At 55.5% G+C, this 19,660-nt stretch carries 18 protein-coding genes; 17 read left to right on the forward strand and 1 reads right to left on the reverse strand.

Features of this window, described 5'->3' with window-relative positions; translation table 11 throughout:
- Nucleotides 1-348 precede the first annotated feature (348 nt).
- The 17 genes from uvrC (at nt 349) to L248_RS01060 (ending at nt 18,484) form a co-directional block, all read left to right on the forward strand.
- Nucleotides 349-2,145 (forward strand): excinuclease ABC subunit UvrC, encoded by a 1,797-nt coding sequence (gene uvrC / locus L248_RS00980; RefSeq protein ID WP_022528159.1) that lies wholly within the window; start codon nt 349-351, stop codon nt 2,143-2,145.
- A gap of 30 nt (nt 2,146-2,175) precedes the next feature.
- A complete protein-coding gene (nrdI, locus tag L248_RS00985; protein ID WP_022528160.1) occupies nt 2,176-2,652 on the forward strand; it encodes a class Ib ribonucleoside-diphosphate reductase assembly flavoprotein NrdI in 477 nt (158 codons plus the stop codon).
- A gap of 129 nt (nt 2,653-2,781) precedes the next feature.
- Nucleotides 2,782-4,086, forward strand: a complete 1,305-nt coding sequence (gene obgE / locus L248_RS00990; RefSeq protein ID WP_022528161.1) for a GTPase ObgE — start codon at nt 2,782-2,784, stop codon at nt 4,084-4,086.
- 28 nt (nt 4,087-4,114) lie between these two features.
- Entirely contained in the window at nt 4,115-6,109 is a 1,995-nt protein-coding gene (locus L248_RS00995) for an acyltransferase family protein (RefSeq protein WP_022528162.1), read from the forward strand.
- Nucleotides 6,110-6,190: 81 nt separating this feature from the next.
- The gene (gene rnz, locus L248_RS01000) at nt 6,191-7,147 is read left to right on the forward strand and encodes a ribonuclease Z (protein WP_022528163.1); all 957 of its coding nucleotides are present in this window, start codon (nt 6,191-6,193) and stop codon (nt 7,145-7,147) included.
- A complete protein-coding gene (locus L248_RS01005; RefSeq protein ID WP_022528164.1) occupies nt 7,134-7,940 on the forward strand; it encodes an SDR family NAD(P)-dependent oxidoreductase in 807 nt (268 codons plus the stop codon). Before rnz ends, L248_RS01005 begins: the two co-directional genes overlap by 14 nt.
- A gap of 26 nt (nt 7,941-7,966) precedes the next feature.
- Nucleotides 7,967-8,392 carry a LapA family protein gene (locus L248_RS15000; protein ID WP_022528165.1) on the forward strand — a complete coding sequence of 142 codons (426 nt, stop codon included), beginning with the start codon at nt 7,967-7,969 and terminating at the stop codon, nt 8,390-8,392.
- 66 nt (nt 8,393-8,458) lie between these two features.
- A complete protein-coding gene (clpB, locus tag L248_RS01015) occupies nt 8,459-11,074 on the forward strand; it encodes an ATP-dependent chaperone ClpB (RefSeq protein WP_022528166.1) in 2,616 nt (871 codons plus the stop codon).
- A gap of 427 nt (nt 11,075-11,501) precedes the next feature.
- Nucleotides 11,502-12,239, forward strand: a complete 738-nt coding sequence (locus tag L248_RS01020; RefSeq protein ID WP_155828528.1) for a hypothetical protein — start codon at nt 11,502-11,504, stop codon at nt 12,237-12,239.
- Nucleotides 12,226-12,816, forward strand: coding sequence for a hypothetical protein (locus tag L248_RS01025; protein WP_040534180.1), 591 nt, complete (start codon nt 12,226-12,228; stop codon nt 12,814-12,816). Before L248_RS01020 ends, L248_RS01025 begins: the two co-directional genes overlap by 14 nt.
- Before the next feature lie 123 nt (nt 12,817-12,939).
- Nucleotides 12,940-13,587, forward strand: a complete 648-nt coding sequence (locus L248_RS01030; protein WP_022528170.1) for a hypothetical protein — start codon at nt 12,940-12,942, stop codon at nt 13,585-13,587.
- Nucleotides 13,588-13,607: 20 nt separating this feature from the next.
- Nucleotides 13,608-14,255 carry an ATP-binding cassette domain-containing protein gene (locus L248_RS01035; RefSeq protein WP_022528171.1) on the forward strand — a complete coding sequence of 216 codons (648 nt, stop codon included), beginning with the start codon at nt 13,608-13,610 and terminating at the stop codon, nt 14,253-14,255.
- Nucleotides 14,252-14,716 (forward strand): hypothetical protein, encoded by a 465-nt coding sequence (locus L248_RS01040; RefSeq protein ID WP_022528172.1) that lies wholly within the window; start codon nt 14,252-14,254, stop codon nt 14,714-14,716. Before L248_RS01035 ends, L248_RS01040 begins: the two co-directional genes overlap by 4 nt.
- A 215-nt stretch (nt 14,717-14,931) precedes the next feature.
- Nucleotides 14,932-15,162 carry a 50S ribosomal protein L32 gene (rpmF, locus tag L248_RS01045; protein WP_051999816.1) on the forward strand — a complete coding sequence of 77 codons (231 nt, stop codon included), beginning with the start codon at nt 14,932-14,934 and terminating at the stop codon, nt 15,160-15,162.
- A 296-nt stretch (nt 15,163-15,458) separates the two neighbouring features.
- Nucleotides 15,459-16,004 carry a DUF1836 domain-containing protein gene (locus L248_RS15005; RefSeq protein ID WP_022528174.1) on the forward strand — a complete coding sequence of 182 codons (546 nt, stop codon included), beginning with the start codon at nt 15,459-15,461 and terminating at the stop codon, nt 16,002-16,004.
- Complete coding sequence (locus L248_RS01055; RefSeq protein WP_022528175.1) at nt 16,001-17,581, forward strand: bifunctional metallophosphatase/5'-nucleotidase; 1,581 nt, start codon at nt 16,001-16,003, stop codon at nt 17,579-17,581. Before L248_RS15005 ends, L248_RS01055 begins: the two co-directional genes overlap by 4 nt.
- A 15-nt stretch (nt 17,582-17,596) precedes the next feature.
- A complete protein-coding gene (locus tag L248_RS01060) occupies nt 17,597-18,484 on the forward strand; it encodes a hypothetical protein (RefSeq protein WP_022528176.1) in 888 nt (295 codons plus the stop codon).
- 7 nt (nt 18,485-18,491) lie between these two features.
- Here L248_RS01060 and L248_RS01065 read toward each other — a convergent pair whose 3' ends face one another.
- Nucleotides 18,492-19,442, reverse strand: coding sequence for a GntR family transcriptional regulator (locus L248_RS01065; protein ID WP_022528177.1), 951 nt, complete (start codon nt 19,440-19,442; stop codon nt 18,492-18,494).
- Nucleotides 19,443-19,660: the final 218 nt, after the last annotated feature.

The raw sequence follows: 19,660 nt of genomic DNA on the forward strand, positions 1-19,660 counted from the left end.
ATGCCCGATCGTAAAGTCTTCGGTGCCAGGACATATTCGCCCGGAGTGCCGCTCGAACTTCCTACTTCTTGGTAACTGCTGTTACGACGGTGAAGGAGGCTGCCAGGCTTTCTTGTCGAGCGAGACTATTCCAATCTGCGGAGCCCGTAGTCACCCGGGCCAGCGCCAGACAGCAGCGTTCTATCCGTAACGAGATTTCATCCAGAGACAGCCAGCGCTCATCGGAGCGCGGGGGCTGTCTCTTTCTTTTGTCCCCAAAAGAGCGTACAATGCTTGCACTAGCAATCACGACAGAAAATTGGTATACTAAATATACGAACATTTGTTTTAAGGAGCGTGGGAACAAGCATGGCGTCGGCACATATTGAACATAAACTCGCCCTGCTGCCGGATTTGCCGGGGTGTTATTTGATGAAGGACATCAACGCCAAAATCATTTACGTCGGCAAGGCGAAGAATTTGAAACACCGCGTGCGGTCATACTTTAAGGGCGACAAGAACAACGGCCAGGCGCGGCTGATCGAGCAGATCGCGGATGATGAGATTGCCGATTTTGACACGATCATCACCACCACCGAGAAGGAAGCTTTCTTACTCGAAATCACTCTGATCCAGAAGTACCAGCCGTATTACAACATTAAGCTGAAGCGGGGGACAGGGTACCCGTATATCAAGATCACCAACGAACGCAATCCGCAATTGGTCCTGACCAGTGAAATTAAGAAGGACGGGGCCTATTACTTCGGGCCGTATCCCAACGTATACGCCGCCCAGGGGACCTTGCAGTTCTTGCAGAAGGTCTATCCCTTGCGGCGCTGTGCCGGTCATCTGGGTCGGCCGTGCCTGTACTACCATATGGGGCAGTGCCTCGGTGCCTGCTTCCGGGAGGTCCCCGAGGAAGAATATGCCGCGCAGATCAAGAAGATCAAGCGGTTCTTGGACGGCAACGTCGGCGACGCCAAGCGGGACTTGAAGCAGCGGATGAACGACGCCGCCAGCAAGCTGCAATTCGAGCTGGCCGCCGACCTGCGCGATCAGATTCGGTACATTGAGCAGACCGTCGAGAAGCAGCGGATCATTTCTAACGACACCACGCCTCGAGATCTGTTCACTTACTACATGGACAAGGGCTATCTGTCAGTGCAGATCTTCTTCATCCGCCAGGCCCGGCTGATCAAGCGCGAGAAACGGATCTTCCCCAGTATCAACACGCCGGACGAGGAGCTGGCCACGTTCATCCTGCAGTTCTACAACCGCAAGAACGCGGTCCTGCCGAAAGAAGTGCTGGTGCCGGCGGGCGTCGAGAAGAACGTCCTCAGTGACATTCTCGGCATTCCCTTCCGCACGCCGCAGCGCGGGCAGAAGCGGGCGCTGTTGGATATGGCCAACGAGAATGCCAAGTTGGCACTGGAAGAAAAGTTCCGGCTGCTGGAGTTGGACAATCGGCAGACCGTCGGTGCTCAAGAGGAAATCTTCACGGCCCTGGGCCTGCCGTTCGGGCACGTCATGGAGGCCTTTGACCATTCCCACATCCAGGGGACCGACCCCGTGTCGGCGATGGTGTACTATGAAGATGGCAAGCCCGTCAAAAGCATGTACCGCAAGTACAAGCTGAAGGGTGAGGTGGAACACCAAAACGGGGCAGACGAAGCCGCCAACACCCGGGAGGTCATCCGCCGGCGGTATACCCGTCTGCTGAAGGAGAAGAAGTCGCTGCCGGACTTGATCCTGATGGACGGCGGCGAGATTGAACTGGACGCCGTCAAGGACGTTCTACGCAACGAGCTGAATTTGAATATTCCGGTGGCCGGCATGGTCAAGAACGATAAGCACCGGACGGCCGCGCTGATGTATGGCGACCCGCCCCAACTGATCGACTTGGACCGCCAGTCGCAAGGCTTTTTCCTGTTGACGCGGGTCCAAGACGAGGTGCACCGCTTCGCCATCACCTTCCACCGGCAGTCTCACAACAAGAATTCTCTGGCCTCCAAGCTGGAGACCATCCACGGCGTCGGTCCGAAGACGCGGATCAAGCTGCTTAAGCACTTCGGCTCCGTGACCAAGATCAAGGAAGCATCGGTGGACGACATCGAGTCCCTGGGCATCGCCAAGACGGTCGCCCAGACGATTTTACTCAGTTTATAACGGTTAGACAGAAAGCAGGGGTTTCATTCCATGACCAATATCAGAGTCCTTTTCATTTCCATTTCCGGTAATACCCGGTCGTTTGCAGAAAAGCTGGGGCGCTATGCTCAGGAACAGCACACGCAAGATCCACAGCAGCCGCTGGTCGAGCTGACCGAAGTGTCTGAGGCGACTAACCCGGCACCGGAGAAGACCCCGTTCGTGGTCATGGTCCCCACCTATCTGGACGGCGGTAACGGCGTGGACAACGGGGTCAAGGAATTGATGACCAACGCATTGGGTGAGTATGTGGCCGATGGCGGTAACGAAGATTTGTGCATCGGGGTTATCGGCAGCGGCAATAAGAACTTTAACCGGCAGTACTGTTTGACCGCTAAGCGCTATGCCCAAGCGTTCAATGCCCCGTTCATTGCGGATTACGAGTTGCGGGGAACCCCGGCCGATGTGCAACGGATCTATGGGGCGCTGAAAAAGACTTTTGCTCAGGTGCAGGCGAAGGCAAAGTAACATAATAATAATTTTGCGAAGTAGTTGGCCGCCTTATTTTCCCGTGAGCGCTTTCTGCGGTGCCGGGAAGTTTACAATGGCGGTTCTTTTCTTTAGAATGAAAAAAGGTATGTTTAAGGAGGATTTTCGATGTTTGTTGACACGGTCACGATCAACGTCAAGGCTGGTAAGGGCGGCGACGGTGCGGTAGCATTCCGCCACGAAAAGTTCGTTCCCTTTGGCGGTCCGGCAGGCGGGGATGGCGGTCGCGGCGGCGACGTCGTCCTCATTGCGGACGAAGGGCAGCGGACCTTGATGGATTTCCGCTACCAGAACCATTTCAAGGCCAAGCCGGGCCAAAACGGCATGATCAAGGGCATGTACGGCCGCGGGTCGGAGCCGGTGTACGTCAAAGTACCCGCCGGCACCGTGGTATACGACGCTGAAACCGGGGCTGAGCTGGGCGACCTCACGCAGGATAAACAGACCCTCGTGGTGGCTAAAGGCGGCCGCGGCGGGCGCGGTAATATTCACTTTAAGACGCCCAAGAATACGGCGCCGGAGATTGCAGAAAACGGCGAACCCGGTGAAGAACGGCGGATCCGGCTGGAGTTGCGGTTGCTGGCCGATGTTGGCCTGGTTGGTTATCCCTCAGTGGGCAAGTCCACCTTTCTCTCTGTGGTGACGAAAGCCAAGCCGAAGATTGCCGCTTATCAGTTCACGACGCTGACCCCCAACTTGGGGATGGTGCGGTTGGATGACGGGCACGACTTCGTTTTGGCGGACTTGCCCGGCTTGATTGCCGGTGCGGCTGACGGGGCAGGGCTGGGCTTCCAGTTCCTGCGCCACGTCGAACGTACCCGGGTGATCCTGCACATGGTCGATATGGATCCGGATAACGGGCGGGAGCCGATGAAAGACTTCCAGCAGATCCTCCACGAATTAGGCACGTATGACGAAAAGCTGCTGCATCGCCCGCAGATCGTCGTGCCCACGAAGATTGAGATTCCCGGTGCCGACGAGCGCTTAGCCGCGTTCAAGAAAGCCCTGGCGGATTCTGAGTGGGCCGCACTGCCGGTGATGCCAGTGTCTAACGTGACCCACGCCGGGGTCCAGCCGTTGCTGCACAAGACTGCTGAGCTGCTGCAAGCTGTTGTGGCGGCAGATGCCGAGCAAGCCGCGGAAGAAGAATCCGCAGAGAAGACCAAGACGTATACCGGTCCGAGCGCTGAACCGGCGTTCAACGTGACCCGCGACGAGGATGGTGTCTACATTGTGACCGGCGACCGGATCGAGCGGCTGGCCAAGATGACGAATTTGGACCACCAGGATTCTCTTATTCGCTTCGACCGTCAGCTGCACGGTATGGGCGTCAATGATGCCCTGCGGGAAGCGGGCGCGCGGGACGGCGATACCGTGATGATCGGTGATTTGACCTTTGATTTTGTTGAATAATTTGTGCTGAAAGGTGATAGGGAAGTTAATGCAACGGGCAGAGCAAACTAAAAAGCGGCGGTTTATCACCGGCTTCAGCGGGTTGCGGACCATTGGGGTACTGGGGGTCATTCTGTACCACCTCAACCCGAATGTGTTTCGGGGCGGCTATCTCGGGGTCCCGATTTTTCTCGCACTCGCTGGATACTTGATCACGGATCAGGTCATGCGTGAACTGCGCCGTACCGGTCATTTCCGCCTCCGTCGATTCTATGGTCGGCGGCTGAAAAAAATCTACCCCACACTGATCGTCATGCTGTTTGCGACCAGTACCTATATTGTGCTATTCCAGCGGAACTTGTTAGCCAATCTGCACAAGATCATTGCGGCTAACCTGCTCAATTACTACAACTTTTGGCAGATTAGCAACGGTCAATCGTACTTCGACCGGTTTGCCAATAATGAATCACCATTCACCCACATGTGGACGCTGTCCATTGAAAACCAGTGGTATATCTTTGGCCCGCTGATCATCATCCTGTTGTACAAGCTCTTGAAGGACCGCAGCGGTTGGCTGGCCAATGTTTTTCTGGGCATTTCGCTGATTTCTGCAGCCCTCATGGCGTTCCTGTATAATCCCCAGGTCGATCCCAGCCGCATCTATTACGGCACAGATACGCGGTTGTACGGCATCCTGCTGGGCGGAGCGCTGGCGTTTGTCTGGCCGACGGACCGGCTCAAGGATGCCATTGCCCGGACCGACCGCTGGCTCTTAGACGCCATCGGCCTGGTCGGCGTGGGCGGCATGCTGTGGCTGATTTTTACCTTGGATTCCCAGTCGGCTTGGACCTATCGCGGCGGCATGTTGCTGTTCACGGTCTTCACCGTGCTGGCGATTGCGGCCATTGCCCATCCCGGGGCGGACTGGAACCGGATTTTGTCCAACCCGGTCTTTAATTGGGTCGGCTCCCGGTCATACGGTTTGTACGTCTATCAGTTCCCAGTGATGATCTTCTTCGAGTCCAAGTTCCCGGACATCGCCAATCACCCCATTCTGTATCCCGTGATTGAGGTGATCATCATCGTCGCCATTAGTGAACTGTCGTACCGCTGGATTGAGAAACCGATCGGCCAGTTTGATTTCAGCCAAATTGGCACTTGGTTCCACGATCTGGTACAGCAGGGGGGTCTGCAGGGCTGGAGCAAGCGGATTGCCGCAGTCCTGGTGGCCCTTATCATGGTCGGCGGGTCCGTCGGCGTGGTGCAGGGGAGCCAGACCAAACCAGGCGGTGCCGATAAATCTGCCTTGGCTGAAAAGATCAAGAAGAACGAAGCTGAGAACAACAAGCGCAGCAAGGCGCAATTGGCTGCGATCAAAGCCTCTAACGCGGCCAAGAAAAAGGCAGCGAAAGACAAATCGTTGTCTGAATCCTTGTCGAAATCGTCAAGTGCCGCAGAAGAATCCCGCGCTAAAGCCCATCCGGTGAATAAGGACTTAGAAGCTTACGGGCTGACGCAGGTCCAGCTGCAACGGGCGCAACAGATGCCGATCACGGCATTTGGCGATTCGGTCATGATTGACGGCCAGAAGCTGCTGACCCGTATCTTCCCGAAGATCTATATGGATGCCAGTGTTGGTCAGCAAATGATCACCACGATCAGCACCGTTGAAAAGTTAGCCCAGCAGGGGGCGATGGCGGACGTTGTACTCGTGGGTCTGGGCACTAACGGACCATTCACTATGGACCAGCTGGATCAATTCATGAAGGCGATTGGTCCCCAACGCCGGGTTTATTGGATCACTGCCCGTGTACCCACACGCCAATGGCAAGGACAAGTCAACAGTACCCTGGGTGACGCGGCCAAGCGGTATAAGAACCTGCATCTGATTGATTGGTATTCTTATTCCAATGCGCACAATGACTGGTTTTGGGACGATCAGACGCACCCGAACAACGTGGGCAGCCCCCACTATGCCACCTTTGTCGCCAAAGCCATTCTCGATGGCGAACAAAAAGCCCAAGAACAAGCAGCTCAACAGTAAGCAACACTCGGGGAGTGTGCCGTGCGGCGCCTCCCTTTTTCTAGTAATCACACTCGTATTAAGGATGGAGACGGAAACTACATGGAGTTGGTTTTTTTAGGTACCGGCGCGGGCGTGCCCGCGAAGTCGCGCAATGTCACCAGTATTGCGTTGAAACTGTTGGCGGAGCGCAACGAGATCTGGTTGTTTGATGTGGGTGAAGCGACCCAGCATCAAATTTTACGAACCAACATCCGTCCCCGGAAGATTACGAAGATTTTTATTACCCACTTGCACGGCGATCATCTTTACGGTCTGCCTGGCTTGGTGGCCAGCCGGTCGTTTCAGGGCGGCGACACGCCGCTGACGATTTATGGCCCGGTGGGGGTGAAGGACTTCCTGGAAACCGCGCTGCGGGTCTCGGATACCCATCTGAGCTACCCGCTCCATTTCGTGGAACTGACCCGCGGCGGCAAAATCTTCGACGATGCCACGTTCACTGTGAACGCGGCGACCCTGGATCACCGTATCCAGAGTTTCGGCTACCGCGTGACCGAGAAGCCCCATCCCGGGGAATTGCTGGTCGATGCCCTGCGGGCCGCCCAAGTGCCGTCAGGGCCCCTGTATGGCCAGCTGAAGGCCGGTCATGATGTGACCCTCGCCGATGGCCGCCTCATTCATGCCGCTGACTATGTGGCGGCTCCTCAACCCGGCCGGATCGTCACGATTCTTGGCGATACCCGGAAGACCCCGAATGCGGTAAAATTAGCCATGGATGCGGATGTTTTGGTTCACGAGAGTACTTTTGGCGCACACGAGGCAAAACTCGCCAAGCGCTACTACCATTCCACCAGCCAAACGGCGGCGGAGACCGCCCGTCAGGCCCATGTGGGGCTGCTGCTGCTCACGCACATTTCTGCCCGCTACCTGGGGCCGGCGGCGCATCAGCTCGAAGTTGAGGCCCGCAGTGTGTTCCCGCACACCAAGCTGGTGCATGATCTGGAGACTGTAGACATTCCATTCAAGAAAGGGGTAGTCATGAGTCATGTTAGCCAATGAAGCACAAACACTGACCGGCCAAGTGGTGGCCATTACCGGCGCTAGTTCAGGGATCGGTCAGGCGGTGGCCTACGAGGCCGCCCGCCAAGGCGCGACGCTGGTCCTGATGGCCCGGTCCACCGACAAGCTGACGGCTTTAAGCCAAGATGTCACGCTTCTCTCAGGGGCGCCAGCCTATGTGGTCCCGGTGGACGTCGGCAGCCGTGAGGCGATCGATACGGCCGTTGCGACGATCCAAGAGAAGGTGGACCGGGTCGACATTCTCCTCAATGCCGCCGGCTTCGGCGATTTCGAGACCGTGCTGGACACTGATTGGGAGACCGTGCGGCGGCTCTTTTCCGTTGATGTGCTGGGGACGATGTATTTCTCCCGGCGCATCGCCAGTATGATGATCGATGCCCATTACGGCCACATCTTGAACGTGGGCTCGATGGCCGGTAAACTGCCGACGCCCAAGTCGGCTTATTATTCTGCAGCCAAGGCAGCGGTGATTCAATTCTCCAACGTCCTGCGGCTGGAACTCAAGCCCTTCGGTATCAACGTGACCAGTATTAATCCCGGTCCCGTCGCCACCAATTTCTTCAACATCGCCGATAAGACGGGGCATTACCTGGACAACGTGGCAGCCTTTACCATTGACCCGGGGGACCTGGCCAAGACGATCGTGCATGCCTTCGGCCGGCCGGTGCGGGAGATCAACGCGCCCACGATCATGGCCATTGCCAGCAAGCTGTATCCGCTGGCTCCGACCATCGGTGACCGCATTGTGATGCTGTTCGGAAACCAGAAGTAAGTGATTCAGGGGAAGGGGAGGAAACCATGCAGAAACAAGTCCGATTGATCGTCTCCGTTGCTTTAACGCTGGTGATCGTCATCTTTGCCGTGCTGAATGTGGATAACGCGGCGATTAATTTTGGCTTTGCCCAAATCCAGCTGCCGCTGGTCCTGATCATCATCGGGGCGGCCTTTTTGGGCATCGTCATCACGGCGCTGGTGTCTATTGGTCAGCAAAACGACCTGAAAAAGCAGGTCAAAGAAGCCGACAAGCGGGTCGCTGAGGCTGACAAAGCCCAAGAGGTCGCTGTTAAAACCGCCGTCGCCGCTGAGACCGACCGGATGACGGCCGAGATGAACGCCGCCCTGGCCGAAAAGGACGACCAGATCAAGGCCCTGCAGCGGCGCACGAACGAACTCACCCAGCAGCAGGGCCAAATGCCCAAGCCGACTCCGACTGAAGAAGGATGACCAGGCGGCGGTTCTTTCACTATAATGAATAATTGAAATTGTATTGAAAGGACTGACATGACCCGTATGGATCCAGAAAAATTAACCCAGGCGGTGCGGGATGCGTTGACCCAAGCCCGCCAAACCGCCGTCGTGCGGCACCACCAGGAAGTGGATGTGCCCCACCTGTTCCTGGCTTTGACGCTGCCTGAGACCCTTGGGGCCACGCTGCTCCAAAAAGCCGGCGTCAACGCGGCCGCTTGGACGGCCGAGTTGAACAAGGAACTGGACGCAGAGCCTGTGGTGGGCGGCGTCAGTGATTACGGCAGCGTCCTCAGCAGCAACCTCAATAATTTATTGACCCAAGCGGATCAGCTGCGCCAACAGTACCAGGATGATTTCCTGTCCAGCGAGCTGGTCTTTTTGGCGTTGTATTCTTTACAGTATCACCCACTGACCCAATTTCTGACCGCCCAGGGAGCCGACGAGGCCAAGCTGAAGAAAATCATCGATGACCTGCGCGGCGGGCAGCATGTGCGCTCAGCCAACGCAGAAGCCAATTACAAGTCATTGGAGAAATATGGGACCGACTTGGTCAAGGCGGCCCGGACCGGCAATCCGGACCCCGTGATCGGCCGGGACGACGAGATCCGCGACGTGATCCGTATCCTCTCCCGCAAGACGAAGAATAATCCGGTCCTCATCGGCGCCCCCGGGGTAGGGAAGACGGCCATTGTCGAGGGCCTGGCCCAGCGCATCGTCCGCGGCGACGTACCAGCGAACCTGAAGGATAAGACCATCGTTTCCCTGGATATGGGGGCTCTCATCGCCGGCGCCAAGTACCGCGGCGAATTCGAAGAACGCCTTAAGAGCGTCTTGAATGAAGTGAAGAAAAGTGCCGGCCAGATCATCCTGTTCATCGACGAGATCCACACGATCGTTGGTGCCGGTCAAGCTGAGGGCAGCATGGACGCCGGCAACTTGCTCAAGCCCATGCTGGCCCGGGGCGAGCTGCACCTGATCGGCGCGACGACCCTGGATGAGTACCGCCAGCGGATCGAGAAGGACAAGGCCCTGGAGCGCCGCTTCCAGCGGGTCTTGGTGCAGGAACCCAGTGTGGCTGAGACCATCACTATCCTGCGCGGACTCAAAGAACGGTTTGAAATTTTCCACGGCGTGCGGATTCACGATGACGCCTTAGTCGCTGCGGCCCGATTATCCGACCGCTACATTACCGACCGTTTTCTGCCGGATAAAGCCATCGACTTGGTGGACGAGGCGTCCGCCACGATCAACGTGGAAATGAATTCACGGCCCACAGCGCTGGATGAGAATGAACGGACCATCATGCAGCTGGAAATCGAGCAGCAGGCGCTCAAGAGCGAGACCGATAAGGCGTCGGAGAAGCGCTTGGCCGCGGTGAACAGCCAGCTGTCCGACTTGCGGGAGACGAACCACACGTTGTCCGCCCAGTGGGATGCCGAGAAGCAGGCCATCAAGGCGGTCAACGATAAGAAGAGCGCCATTGAGAAAGCCCAGCATGACCTGGCGGCGGCCCAATCGCGGTATGATCTGGAAACAGCTGCCCGCTTGCAGCACGGGGACATCCCCAAGCTGCAGAAGGAGTTAGCCGATCTGGAAGCCCAGGAACACAGCGGCCACTGGCTGGTCCAAGAATCCGTGACCGCCAGCGAGATTGCTGCCGTGGTGGCGAATATGACTGGTATTCCCGTGGCCAAACTGGTGCAAAGCGACCGGGAGAAGCTGCTCCACTTGGCGGACCACCTGCACGAGCGGGTGGTGGGACAAGACGAGGCCGTCACTGCCGTGGCCGACGCTGTTTTGCGGTCCCGGGCCGGATTGCAAGACCCGAACCGGCCGCTGGGCTCGTTTCTCTTCCTTGGTCCCACCGGCGTCGGCAAGACCGAACTGGCCAAGGCCTTAGCTGAGGACTTGTTCGATTCCGAGAAGCACATGGTGCGTATCGATATGAGCGAGTATATGGAGAAAGCTTCCGTGTCGCGCCTCGTCGGTGCTGCGCCAGGCTACGTCGGGTACGAAGAAGGCGGTCAGCTCACCGAGGCCGTCCGGCGCAACCCGTACACCATCGTGCTGCTGGACGAAATCGAGAAAGCCCACCCGGACGTGTTCAACATCCTCCTGCAAGTCTTGGATGACGGCCGCCTGACCGACAGCCAAGGGCGGACGGTGGATTTCAAGAACACGCTGATCATCATGACCAGCAACTTGGGTTCAGAAGCCTTGCTCCAGGCACTGGACAACGGCGGTCAAATCACGCCGGCGACCCGGCAGGCCGTGAACCAAGTCGTCCAAGCCCATTTCAAGCCGGAATTTCTCAATCGGATCGACGATATTATCATGTTTGCGCCACTGAGTCAGGCGGCCATTCATACCATCGTTACCAAGCTGCTGGGTGAGCTGAACCAGCGCTTGGCTGATCAGGATCTGCACTTGGAAGCCACTCCGGCAGCCGTCGACTGGCTGGCCGCTAACGGCTACGAGCCCGCGTTCGGCGCTCGGCCGCTGCGCCGGTTGATTACCACAGCCGTGGAGACCCCCCTGGCCAAGGAGATCATCGCTGGTCATTTTGGGCCGGATAACACGGTGTTGGTCGATACGAATGGTCATGACGGGTTGTCGTTTCGGTTGAAAACACCGGTGAGTGCCGGAGAAAACAAGTAAATCATCATCCGCACGGAGACCTTCTTCTAGTCTGTTCTGTGCGAAGAACTGGAAACCGCGCTTGGACGTCAACGTTTGCTATCATTTTTGACAAGTGGCGTCGCGTCGGGCGATTGGAGTCCTGGATCTGTGATCCGGGACTTTTTTTGCCTCTTTCACGATGGCAGTGTAAGCGCTATAATGACAGCAACCTTTCTTTGAACGCCGGGCAGAAAGGCTATTTGGGAGAATGAATGCAGGACCGCACAGACTTGTACCAGCTAGATTGCATGAAATAGGAGGAGAGACTTGGGCAAAGTCGGCACATTGTCTTGAAAGACGATGGCACGGGCGGCCTGGTCAAAAGCCAAGGGTCTCGAAAGAGCGAATGAAATATTGGTGTCGCAGGATCAAACAGCCCCATTATTTCTTAGGTATGTTTATTGGCATGATGATCATTACTGCCCATCTGACGTCAGTTATCTTGAATCGAGCCCCTCAGATCGATGGCATCACTTATTGGTTTACGCCATACACCCAATGGATCAGCTTCAACACCGATTCGTGGACCATCGGCTTTTTCCTCGCTATGCCAATACTAAGTGTGTTATCCACCAGCCAGATCCTCGGTGAAGATGTCCAAAGCGGCTTCTTGATGCACATTTTGAAGCGGGAAAGCCTGAAGAAATATTTGACGATCAATCTGTTGGGTAGTTTTACGGGCGGCGCGGTTACTGTTGTGGTGCCATTGGCACTTGATTTTTTGGGGGTTTGGAGCTTTTTCCCCAGTATCACACCAGACCGGATTCTTAATGCCAACATGCCGCTGTTACCTGATTTCACCTACTTTCATGGCTGGTATTACACCCATCCGTTTTGGCTGGTGGCATTCTACGTGGTATTAGCGGGTGCAATAGCGGGGTTGTACGCGCTCTTTTCTGCAGTTCTTGCACTATTTTTTGACAACCGGTTTGTTTCGCTCGGTACCGCCTTCATGGTCACGATGATATTAAACGTGTTTGCCACCATTGCACCGCGGTCCGTGTTTTCACCCGTACTAATCAGTATTGGCCTCAGCCCGCTGTATATTCCGCCACTGGTCGATACGGTGATTGGTTATGTTGCGGTTCTTGTCGGCCTGGTCGTGTTGGGTATCGGAGGAGGCATTCGGCGTGCAAGTATGTAAGGTAATCAAAATGCGCAGAGCCGGGTGGAGGCGATGGCTGACACCAATGGTGATCCTGGCATGGGCAATGATTGTGTACGCCGTCATGGCCGAGATGGTGGTTTCTCGGCACCAAGAAACTGGACTCATTCAGGTTTTGACACTCACCTTGCAAAGCGTGCATAACCAGTTGTATTTCCTATTACCGACCCTGGGTATTGCGTGGCTGCTTGTTTTCCAACGACCCACTCACCATGAACTTTTCCTCCTGGTCAATAGTCACCACCTGTCAAGATTTCTCGCAATCAATGTGTTGCAGATGCTGGGAATTATACTCATGGGGACCGTCATCAGTTGTGGGTTGGCGCTCATGACCAGGGGTAACCTTATCGTGATTGGTTCAATTAATTTGCCGCTTGAGGCCACGTTACTGACCTTGCATTTTGCGGGTGTTGCGCTGTACTTGGATGTACTTGCCGTCTTAACGATTATTTTTAATAAAGTAGCGGCGGCAGGTTTGGTGTTTACGGCTATTCTTGGAGATTACCTTGTCCTGCAAGGTCCTGCAAGCTTTTTCATGGTCATTTTTCTTGGCTAATGGATTAGTGCTGACGAGCAACAATTACGGTCCTGGTATTTTCTTTGATTTTTGCTTGTATATTGCGTACGGTTGCATTCTGTATTTTTGGCAACCTGCGTTGTTAAAGTGGCGGTCAATCCTATGAAGAGATTTCGGGCACTCCTTTACCGCAATACAATCCTTTACTGGCAATATGTGCGTGTGCGCTGGATTTTGATTTCGGCAGCAACGGTCGTCTTGCTTACCATGTATCGTTTACGTCAATATCAGATATCCACCGTATTTTTCGGCGTCGTGCAGCGACCTGGTTCTTTTGATTTGCCCATGACTTGGTTGTTTATGGTTTTTTCACCGCTATTGGTGGTGGGAGGCAGTGTGCATTCTCTGGTCCACCACGACTATCCGCCAGTCAGTACGACACCATTCTCAATATACTTAGGATCGATTATGGTGTTGGCTGGTTTGACTACTTTCGTGATGTGGACTGTCTGGGTACTGCTGATTGGCAATTGGCATTCCGTACAATTCAGCTTGACGATACTAGTGATTCTGTGTGTACTGAATTGGGGGTACGGCATCGTTCAGATATTCGTCAGCCCCATTTTGGCACAACTGATCTTCCTGGCCCTGTTACTCGCATGTATTGCATTTAACGACTTTCCATTCTTGTCTCAGTTGATGTTCAGCCGTTTTGCAGCAAGGGAATGGGTGACAACAGTCGGACAACTTGTCATCACTTGCGCTGGATTGCTTGTATTGGCCAGACAGACGTATCGCTTGGACTTTTGACGTAGGAATGGAGGGAAGACATGGCAAAAGAAGTTATTTCTCTGGAAAACGTGTCTAAACGTTTTCGCCGGAAGGCTGCATTGACGGACATTACACTGCACATCTTTGAAAATCACGTTTACGGTTTTAGCGGACCCAATGGATCGGGCAAGACGCTCACTTTCAAGACCATTCTGGGTTTTGCCAAAGCATCGCAGGGGAAGGTCATTGTCAATGGTACGGTGGTTCGTCAAGATGACCTGTTTGCTCGGCAGATCGGTTTTGCAATCCCGGAGTACGGGCTTTTACCAAGTAAAAGCGGCCAAGAGAACCTTAAACTGTTGGCCATTCTCTCGCAAAGCAGTGAATCTGAAGTCTTCAATCTGCTGACCTATGTGGGCTTGAACCCAACGGATCCCCAAAAAATTAAAGATTACTCTTTGGGCATGAGACAGCGACTGTTAATTGCAGCGGCTTTAGTAGGCGACAACCCCATCTTGATTTTTGACGAGCCCACGAACGCTTTGGACGAAGCAGGGCAGTTGTTCATGGTTAAACTTATCAATGATCTCAAGGCAAGGGGGAAAACGATCCTGGTTTCCAGCCATGATGCTTCTTTTTTGAAGCAGGTCAGCGATCACATTTTCTACTTTAGTGAAGGCCGGCTAGTTCGTGAGGAAAAGCAATGAAACATAAATTGGCGATTGGTATCATATTGCTTGCTTCGGTCCTCATAGTCTTGCTGGGCTGGCACAAAGCCACCGTGGAACGCCTATATCAGGACTTTGAAATTCAACAGGTGTTGGTCACTGCCAAGGATGAGTCAATTCCGATTTCCAGTAATCTTTCCATGACGCTGATTCGGCAAGGGGTTCAGCACCGGAATCAATATACGGCAGTTGTGCTGATTCATGCTAAGAGACGGGGTGCGTTATCGATTTCTCAGTGGTACTTGGACGAGGGGAGTAATCGTCAGCCCAATCAATTCCTGGAGGCTGAAATCAACGGCAAAAAAGGAAAAGTGGTGAATGCCGGTGACAATCAGGTCATTGTCCGCGCGGTAGCTGATCCCACCAAACACGTTTATCGTTTGGCCGTGGTCGTTCATTACCACCCGAGTAAATACCGCATCGTCACCTTTACACGATGACTGCCGATTCCAAATCAAAAGATGGACGCGATGTCCCGAGTCCCTGGTATCAGGAAAGAACAACATTACAGTGCCCCCTTGTTTCTGCGGGTGAAAGATAGTATTATGTTTTGAGTGAGCTGTCAATGTCTTTTCCTTGACAGCAGATCGGGCCGCTTGCGGACCGGTGCTTTAATACGTTGAATCACTTAATCCACGGTAAAGGAGTTTTGAAAATGGCAGTTCCTGCACGGAGAACTTCGAAAACGAAGAAGCGCATGCGTCGCGGTCACATCAAATTGACTGTGCCGAACATGCATTTTGATGCCGCCACCGGTGAATACCGTCTGAGCCACCACGTTTCCCCTAAAGGTTTTTACAAGGGTGAACAAGTGGTCAAGAAGGCGGAAGCAGCCAGCGAAGCTGGCAGCGACACTTCTGGTTCTGATACCAGCGCCAGTGCATAATGATGCATTAGCATGAGGAAAGAGTCCAAGCTTTGGCCGTGCAACCGGCTGAAGGGGGCTCTTTTTTTACAGAGGGCGGAGCCCGTTTCGGCGCAACAGGCGACTTGGCCCGACGCATCGCTTCTGCCGCCTGCGGCCCGTTGCCACAAGACATCAAGCCCGCACGCTGATTTTGTCTTATACTGTGTGTTCGCTGGCGGCCGGAGCCTCAAGCACAGGGCATCGTCCTCCGGTGCACATCCCGCGTCATGCTACAATGGATGGTGTTATCAATATTCGGAAGGTAGGCGTTTTTCATGGCCCAAAATAAAGTCACTGGTTACGTCACCGCTTTGCAGCAGCTGGCGCTTCCGCGGTGGGCGGATCTGCCCGCGTTTCCGCTTTACGCAGAGCAGGCGGCCGATGTCGTGAACCAGGCCTTCGCACCGTTCGCGTTCGCCCCCGTGACGACTTCGGACATTATGTACTGGGTAAAGCAAAAAATCGTCCCCGAGGCAGGGAAAAAGAAGTTCGACCGCAACGGGATCGGCCACATTATTGTGACTGCCTTTTTCTCAGAGGTGTATCCTTTGGCCGATGTGAAAACGGGTATTGGGCTGGTTTCTGCTGATCATCTGCCCCAGGCGTACGACTTCTTCGTGCTCACCACCCTGAATATGGTCCACCGCTATGCGACTAACTTTCAACAGGATGTCGTGATTCCCGGACAGACAGCAGCAGCGGTGAGTGCGATGGCCGTGCCGACCGCGCAGTTGGCGATCAACAGTGTCGTCCAGAAGGCGATCGTGCACCACGCCCTAGATGATTTGCGCAGCAATCCGGAAAGCCAGGGTCAAGTATGACGGCCACGACCAAGCTGACTATTTTGTCCACCAGTGACACCCACGGCTACGTACTGCCGACGAATTACGTGATCCGCGCGGGCGTTCAGCCATTCGGCCTGACCCGGGCAGCGACGGTCATCAACACTGTGCGGCAGGAAGACCCTGAGCACACACTGGTGGTGGAGAATGGCGACTTTCTGCAAGGTTCGCCTCTGGCCTATTACGCGGTCCGGGGGACGGCTCAGCCGGACCCCACGCTGCTGACGCAGGCGTATAATGCGTTGGGCTACGACGTGGGCACGCTGGGGAACCATGAATTCAATTATGGGTCCGCTTATCTCCGACAAGTGTTGGCCACTTTGACGTATCCGTTGGCGCAGGCCAATATCTTGGCTGCTGACGGGCAGCCCGCTTTTGCGCCCCCGTATCAGCTGATCAAGAAGGGTGAACTGACGGTGGCTGTCCTCGGTCTGACGACGAGTTTCATTCCCCATTGGGAGGGCCCGGACCACATCGCCGGTCTGCAGTTTGCGGACGTACTGGCCACGGCCAAGACCTGGGTGCCGCGGTTGAGAAAGCTGGCCGACGTCGTCGTGGTGATTTACCACGGCGGGTTTGAACGCGATTTGGCGAGCGGCGCACCGACCGAACGGTTGACGGGCGAGAACGTTGGTTACGCCCTGTCTGCTATTCCCGGTATCGATGCCTTGGTTACTGGGCATCAGCACCGCCAGTTAGCCGGTCACGTCCATGGCGTGCCGATTACCCAGCCAGGGTACCGCGGCGAAGCGGTGGGCCAGATTACTCTGACAGTCGCGCACAGCGGCAATCAGTGGCAGGTGCAAGCGAGTTCTGCCCGCTTGCTGCCGACCGGTGAGGCAGCGCCGGACCCGCAGATGACGACCCTGATGGCACCGGTCCAAGCAACGGTCGAGGATTGGCTGGATTCGCCGCTGGGACGGGTCCAAGGCGACATGCGGATCACTGACCCGGACGCGGCGAGAATCACGGAGAGTCCGTATATCGAGTTCATTCAGAAGGTCCAGATGGCAGCCACCGGGACCGATATTTCCGGGACGGCGCTGTTCAACAACGAAGGCACCGGCTTCGGCAGCACGGTGTCGCTGCGGGATGTGATGACCAATTATATTTATCCCAATACGCTGGCCGTGCTGCGGGTGACCGGCAGCGTGCTGAAGGCCGCTTTAGAGAAGAGTGCCCGGTACTTCCAGCCGGGCCCTCACGGAACGATTGCGGTCAATCCGCGTTTCTTAACGCCGAAACCGCAACGGTACAATTATGACATGTACCACGGCATCACGTACACGATCGACGTGGCCCAGCCCATGGGAGAACGAATCACGCAGCTGGATTACCACGGGGCGCCCGTGCGGCCCGACCAAGTGTTGGAGATTACGGTGAACCAATATCGGGCCGGGGGCGGCGGCAACTATACGATGTTCAGTGCGGACAGCATTGTCCGTGAGAACCAAAAAGACATGACCGAACTGATTGCTGATTACTTAAAGGCCCATCCCGTGATTACGGCGACAGCGGACCATAATTTCCACGTCATCAACAGCAGTGCCACTTAGAAAGAGGAATGCGCAATGCAACAACGTTTATTAGGAGTCGCCGCGGCTTTGGCGGCCAGCCTGGCTTTGCTCGCCGGCTGCGGCCAGCAAAAGATTACCACCACCAAAAAGAATTACACAGCGGACGGCATGGTCGCCGTGATCAAGGGCAAGGCCCCGCACGACGCCCAATTGACCGCAGAGATTGACGGCAAGACCAAGAAGATTACCAACCATGACGGCAACTTTGTGTATACCGTGGCACCCACGACGAAAGTGCAGACTGTGGCGTTAAAGAGCGGCAGCGCTAAACGCGACGTCACCGTGGCCGCCAGCAAGGGGTTTGGTACGTACCAGGCATTTGCAGCGAAATACAACATGATCTTGCTGCAGATGAACAGCAAGGGCAAGACGACGGCTAAGAGCGGTACAACAGCCAGCAGCCAGCAAAAGCAAGGTGCAGCCAGTGGCAGTCAAGGCCAACAAAGCGGCGCGACCACGACGGCCGCCGGCGCGGCGGCCGCGAAGAAGGCCCAAGCGACTATGCAGGCCCAATTGCTGGCGCAAGCGGCGAAGCAGCCCGGGGCATTGCCGGTTACCGGTCAAGAAGGGATCCACAATATCTTGACTGTGAAGGATTCAACAGTCCGGACGAACGTACAAAACGGCCAGCTCATTGGGGCGACGTTTATCACGCCGACAGCCACGCTGAAGAGTAAGACCAAGGCTGCTGCGTTTGCCCAGCAATTTGCCCTGTTGGCATCAACGCTCGGGGCAGATGCCAAGGCTGTGATGAAGGACTTCCAGAAGCAAGCCAAGGATTCCCAAAACGGGCAGACGACCATGAAGACGATCACCTCCAACAAGGTGCATTTCGATGTCGGTTATTCGCCGGATAAACTGTATATTTACATCACGAAGTAAGACCCCGTCAGCCCCCGGTGACGAACCGGGGGCTGATCTCACGGTGCCAGGGCTGGGCCGTCCCCGGCCACTGTGCCGTGGCCATGAGCAGTGCCGTCCAGTCGAAATTCAGGATTTGGATACCCCAGGGCAGCAAGTCTTGCTGTAACTGGCTGGCACTCGTTGCCGGCAGATAACTGATGAGGAACAGATAAACGCGCTGCGTGTCAGCGCGTTTTTGTTTGGCCGCAAAAGCCACGGCGCGGCGGGCCTGGTTGAAGACGTAGACGCCTGCGGTCGGTTCGGTACTGGGGACATCATGCGCAGCCCCAAAAGCTTGGGTCATACTGATGAACCGGGCCTGGGCACTGGCCTGGTCCGCCAGCGGCGTATCACCGGTATCGTCATAAAACAAAGGGAGCGGCCCCGCGGCAGGCGCCACCTGAACGACTTCCTGGATCAAGGCGGCCGCTTGATCATTGGCGAAGCTGACTTGGGGAAACGGCAGCGGCTGACGACTGGTTGTACCGACCATAAAAGGTATATCTTTGTTGGATAAAGAGTATATCTTTTCGGTGGGCAACGTTGGACTGATGAGCACGACCGGCGCCTTGCCTGACGTTGGGGGCAGCGTCTCTTTGAGACTGTGCCAACGGTGGGCAGGGAGCACTGCAGAGTGCAATGTTGACCATAAGAAGGGCAGGGCGTCATCTAAATAGTAATGGCGCAGGGGGATGGCCGGCTTGCTGGGGGCAGCGGGCTGGACTTGTTTTTTAACGAAACTGCCTGCCCCCCGGCGGCGGACAATCAGCCCGGCATCAGCGAGCTCACTCAGTGCCCGCTTGCTGGTGATCAGACTGACATTGAACTCTGCCGCCAGCGCCTTTTCGGTAGGAATCTGACTGCCTGGCGAGTACGTACCGGCAGCGATACGTTTCTTCACTTCATTTTCGATTTGACGATAACGCGGTTCGGTCATGGAGTCACCTTCTTAAAACATATATTTAATCGCTGGATTAAGTATACTATATTTTGAGCGAAATTACTGCCTTTCAGGACGGGCTCTTCTACGTATGGCATCGGTATATGGCATCGTGTTTGAATGGCCAGCCATGGACAGCATGAGCGGTTGGTGTCTCGTGATCGTTGGCCTCTGACCACTAAACGGGCTCCGGTAGACAGCGGTACGTAGTCTGC

Source organism: Schleiferilactobacillus shenzhenensis LY-73 (assembly GCF_000469325.1).
In the GTDB taxonomy this organism is placed as follows: domain Bacteria; phylum Bacillota; class Bacilli; order Lactobacillales; family Lactobacillaceae; genus Schleiferilactobacillus; species Schleiferilactobacillus shenzhenensis.

What these genes read in the sequence shown, in the direction of transcription:
- uvrC (WP_022528159.1), top strand. Translation starts at nt 349, where the DNA reads ATGGCGTCGGCACATATTGAACATAAACTCGCCCTGCTGCCGGATTTG.
- nrdI (WP_022528160.1), top strand. Translation starts at nt 2,176, where the DNA reads ATGACCAATATCAGAGTCCTTTTCATTTCCATTTCCGGTAATACCCGG.
- obgE (WP_022528161.1), top strand. Translation starts at nt 2,782, where the DNA reads ATGTTTGTTGACACGGTCACGATCAACGTCAAGGCTGGTAAGGGCGGC.
- L248_RS00995 (WP_022528162.1), top strand. Translation starts at nt 4,115, where the DNA reads ATGCAACGGGCAGAGCAAACTAAAAAGCGGCGGTTTATCACCGGCTTC.
- rnz (WP_022528163.1), top strand. Translation starts at nt 6,191, where the DNA reads ATGGAGTTGGTTTTTTTAGGTACCGGCGCGGGCGTGCCCGCGAAGTCG.
- L248_RS01005 (WP_022528164.1), top strand. Translation starts at nt 7,134, where the DNA reads ATGTTAGCCAATGAAGCACAAACACTGACCGGCCAAGTGGTGGCCATT.
- L248_RS15000 (WP_022528165.1), top strand. Translation starts at nt 7,967, where the DNA reads ATGCAGAAACAAGTCCGATTGATCGTCTCCGTTGCTTTAACGCTGGTG.
- clpB (WP_022528166.1), top strand. Translation starts at nt 8,459, where the DNA reads ATGGATCCAGAAAAATTAACCCAGGCGGTGCGGGATGCGTTGACCCAA.
- L248_RS01020 (WP_155828528.1), top strand. Translation starts at nt 11,502, where the DNA reads ATGATGATCATTACTGCCCATCTGACGTCAGTTATCTTGAATCGAGCC.
- L248_RS01030 (WP_022528170.1), top strand. Translation starts at nt 12,940, where the DNA reads ATGAAGAGATTTCGGGCACTCCTTTACCGCAATACAATCCTTTACTGG.
- L248_RS01035 (WP_022528171.1), top strand. Translation starts at nt 13,608, where the DNA reads ATGGCAAAAGAAGTTATTTCTCTGGAAAACGTGTCTAAACGTTTTCGC.
- L248_RS01040 (WP_022528172.1), top strand. Translation starts at nt 14,252, where the DNA reads ATGAAACATAAATTGGCGATTGGTATCATATTGCTTGCTTCGGTCCTC.
- rpmF (WP_051999816.1), top strand. Translation starts at nt 14,932, where the DNA reads ATGGCAGTTCCTGCACGGAGAACTTCGAAAACGAAGAAGCGCATGCGT.
- L248_RS15005 (WP_022528174.1), top strand. Translation starts at nt 15,459, where the DNA reads ATGGCCCAAAATAAAGTCACTGGTTACGTCACCGCTTTGCAGCAGCTG.
- L248_RS01055 (WP_022528175.1), top strand. Translation starts at nt 16,001, where the DNA reads ATGACGGCCACGACCAAGCTGACTATTTTGTCCACCAGTGACACCCAC.
- L248_RS01060 (WP_022528176.1), top strand. Translation starts at nt 17,597, where the DNA reads ATGCAACAACGTTTATTAGGAGTCGCCGCGGCTTTGGCGGCCAGCCTG.
- L248_RS01065 (WP_022528177.1), bottom strand. Translation starts at nt 19,442, where the DNA reads ATGACCGAACCGCGTTATCGTCAAATCGAAAATGAAGTGAAGAAACGT.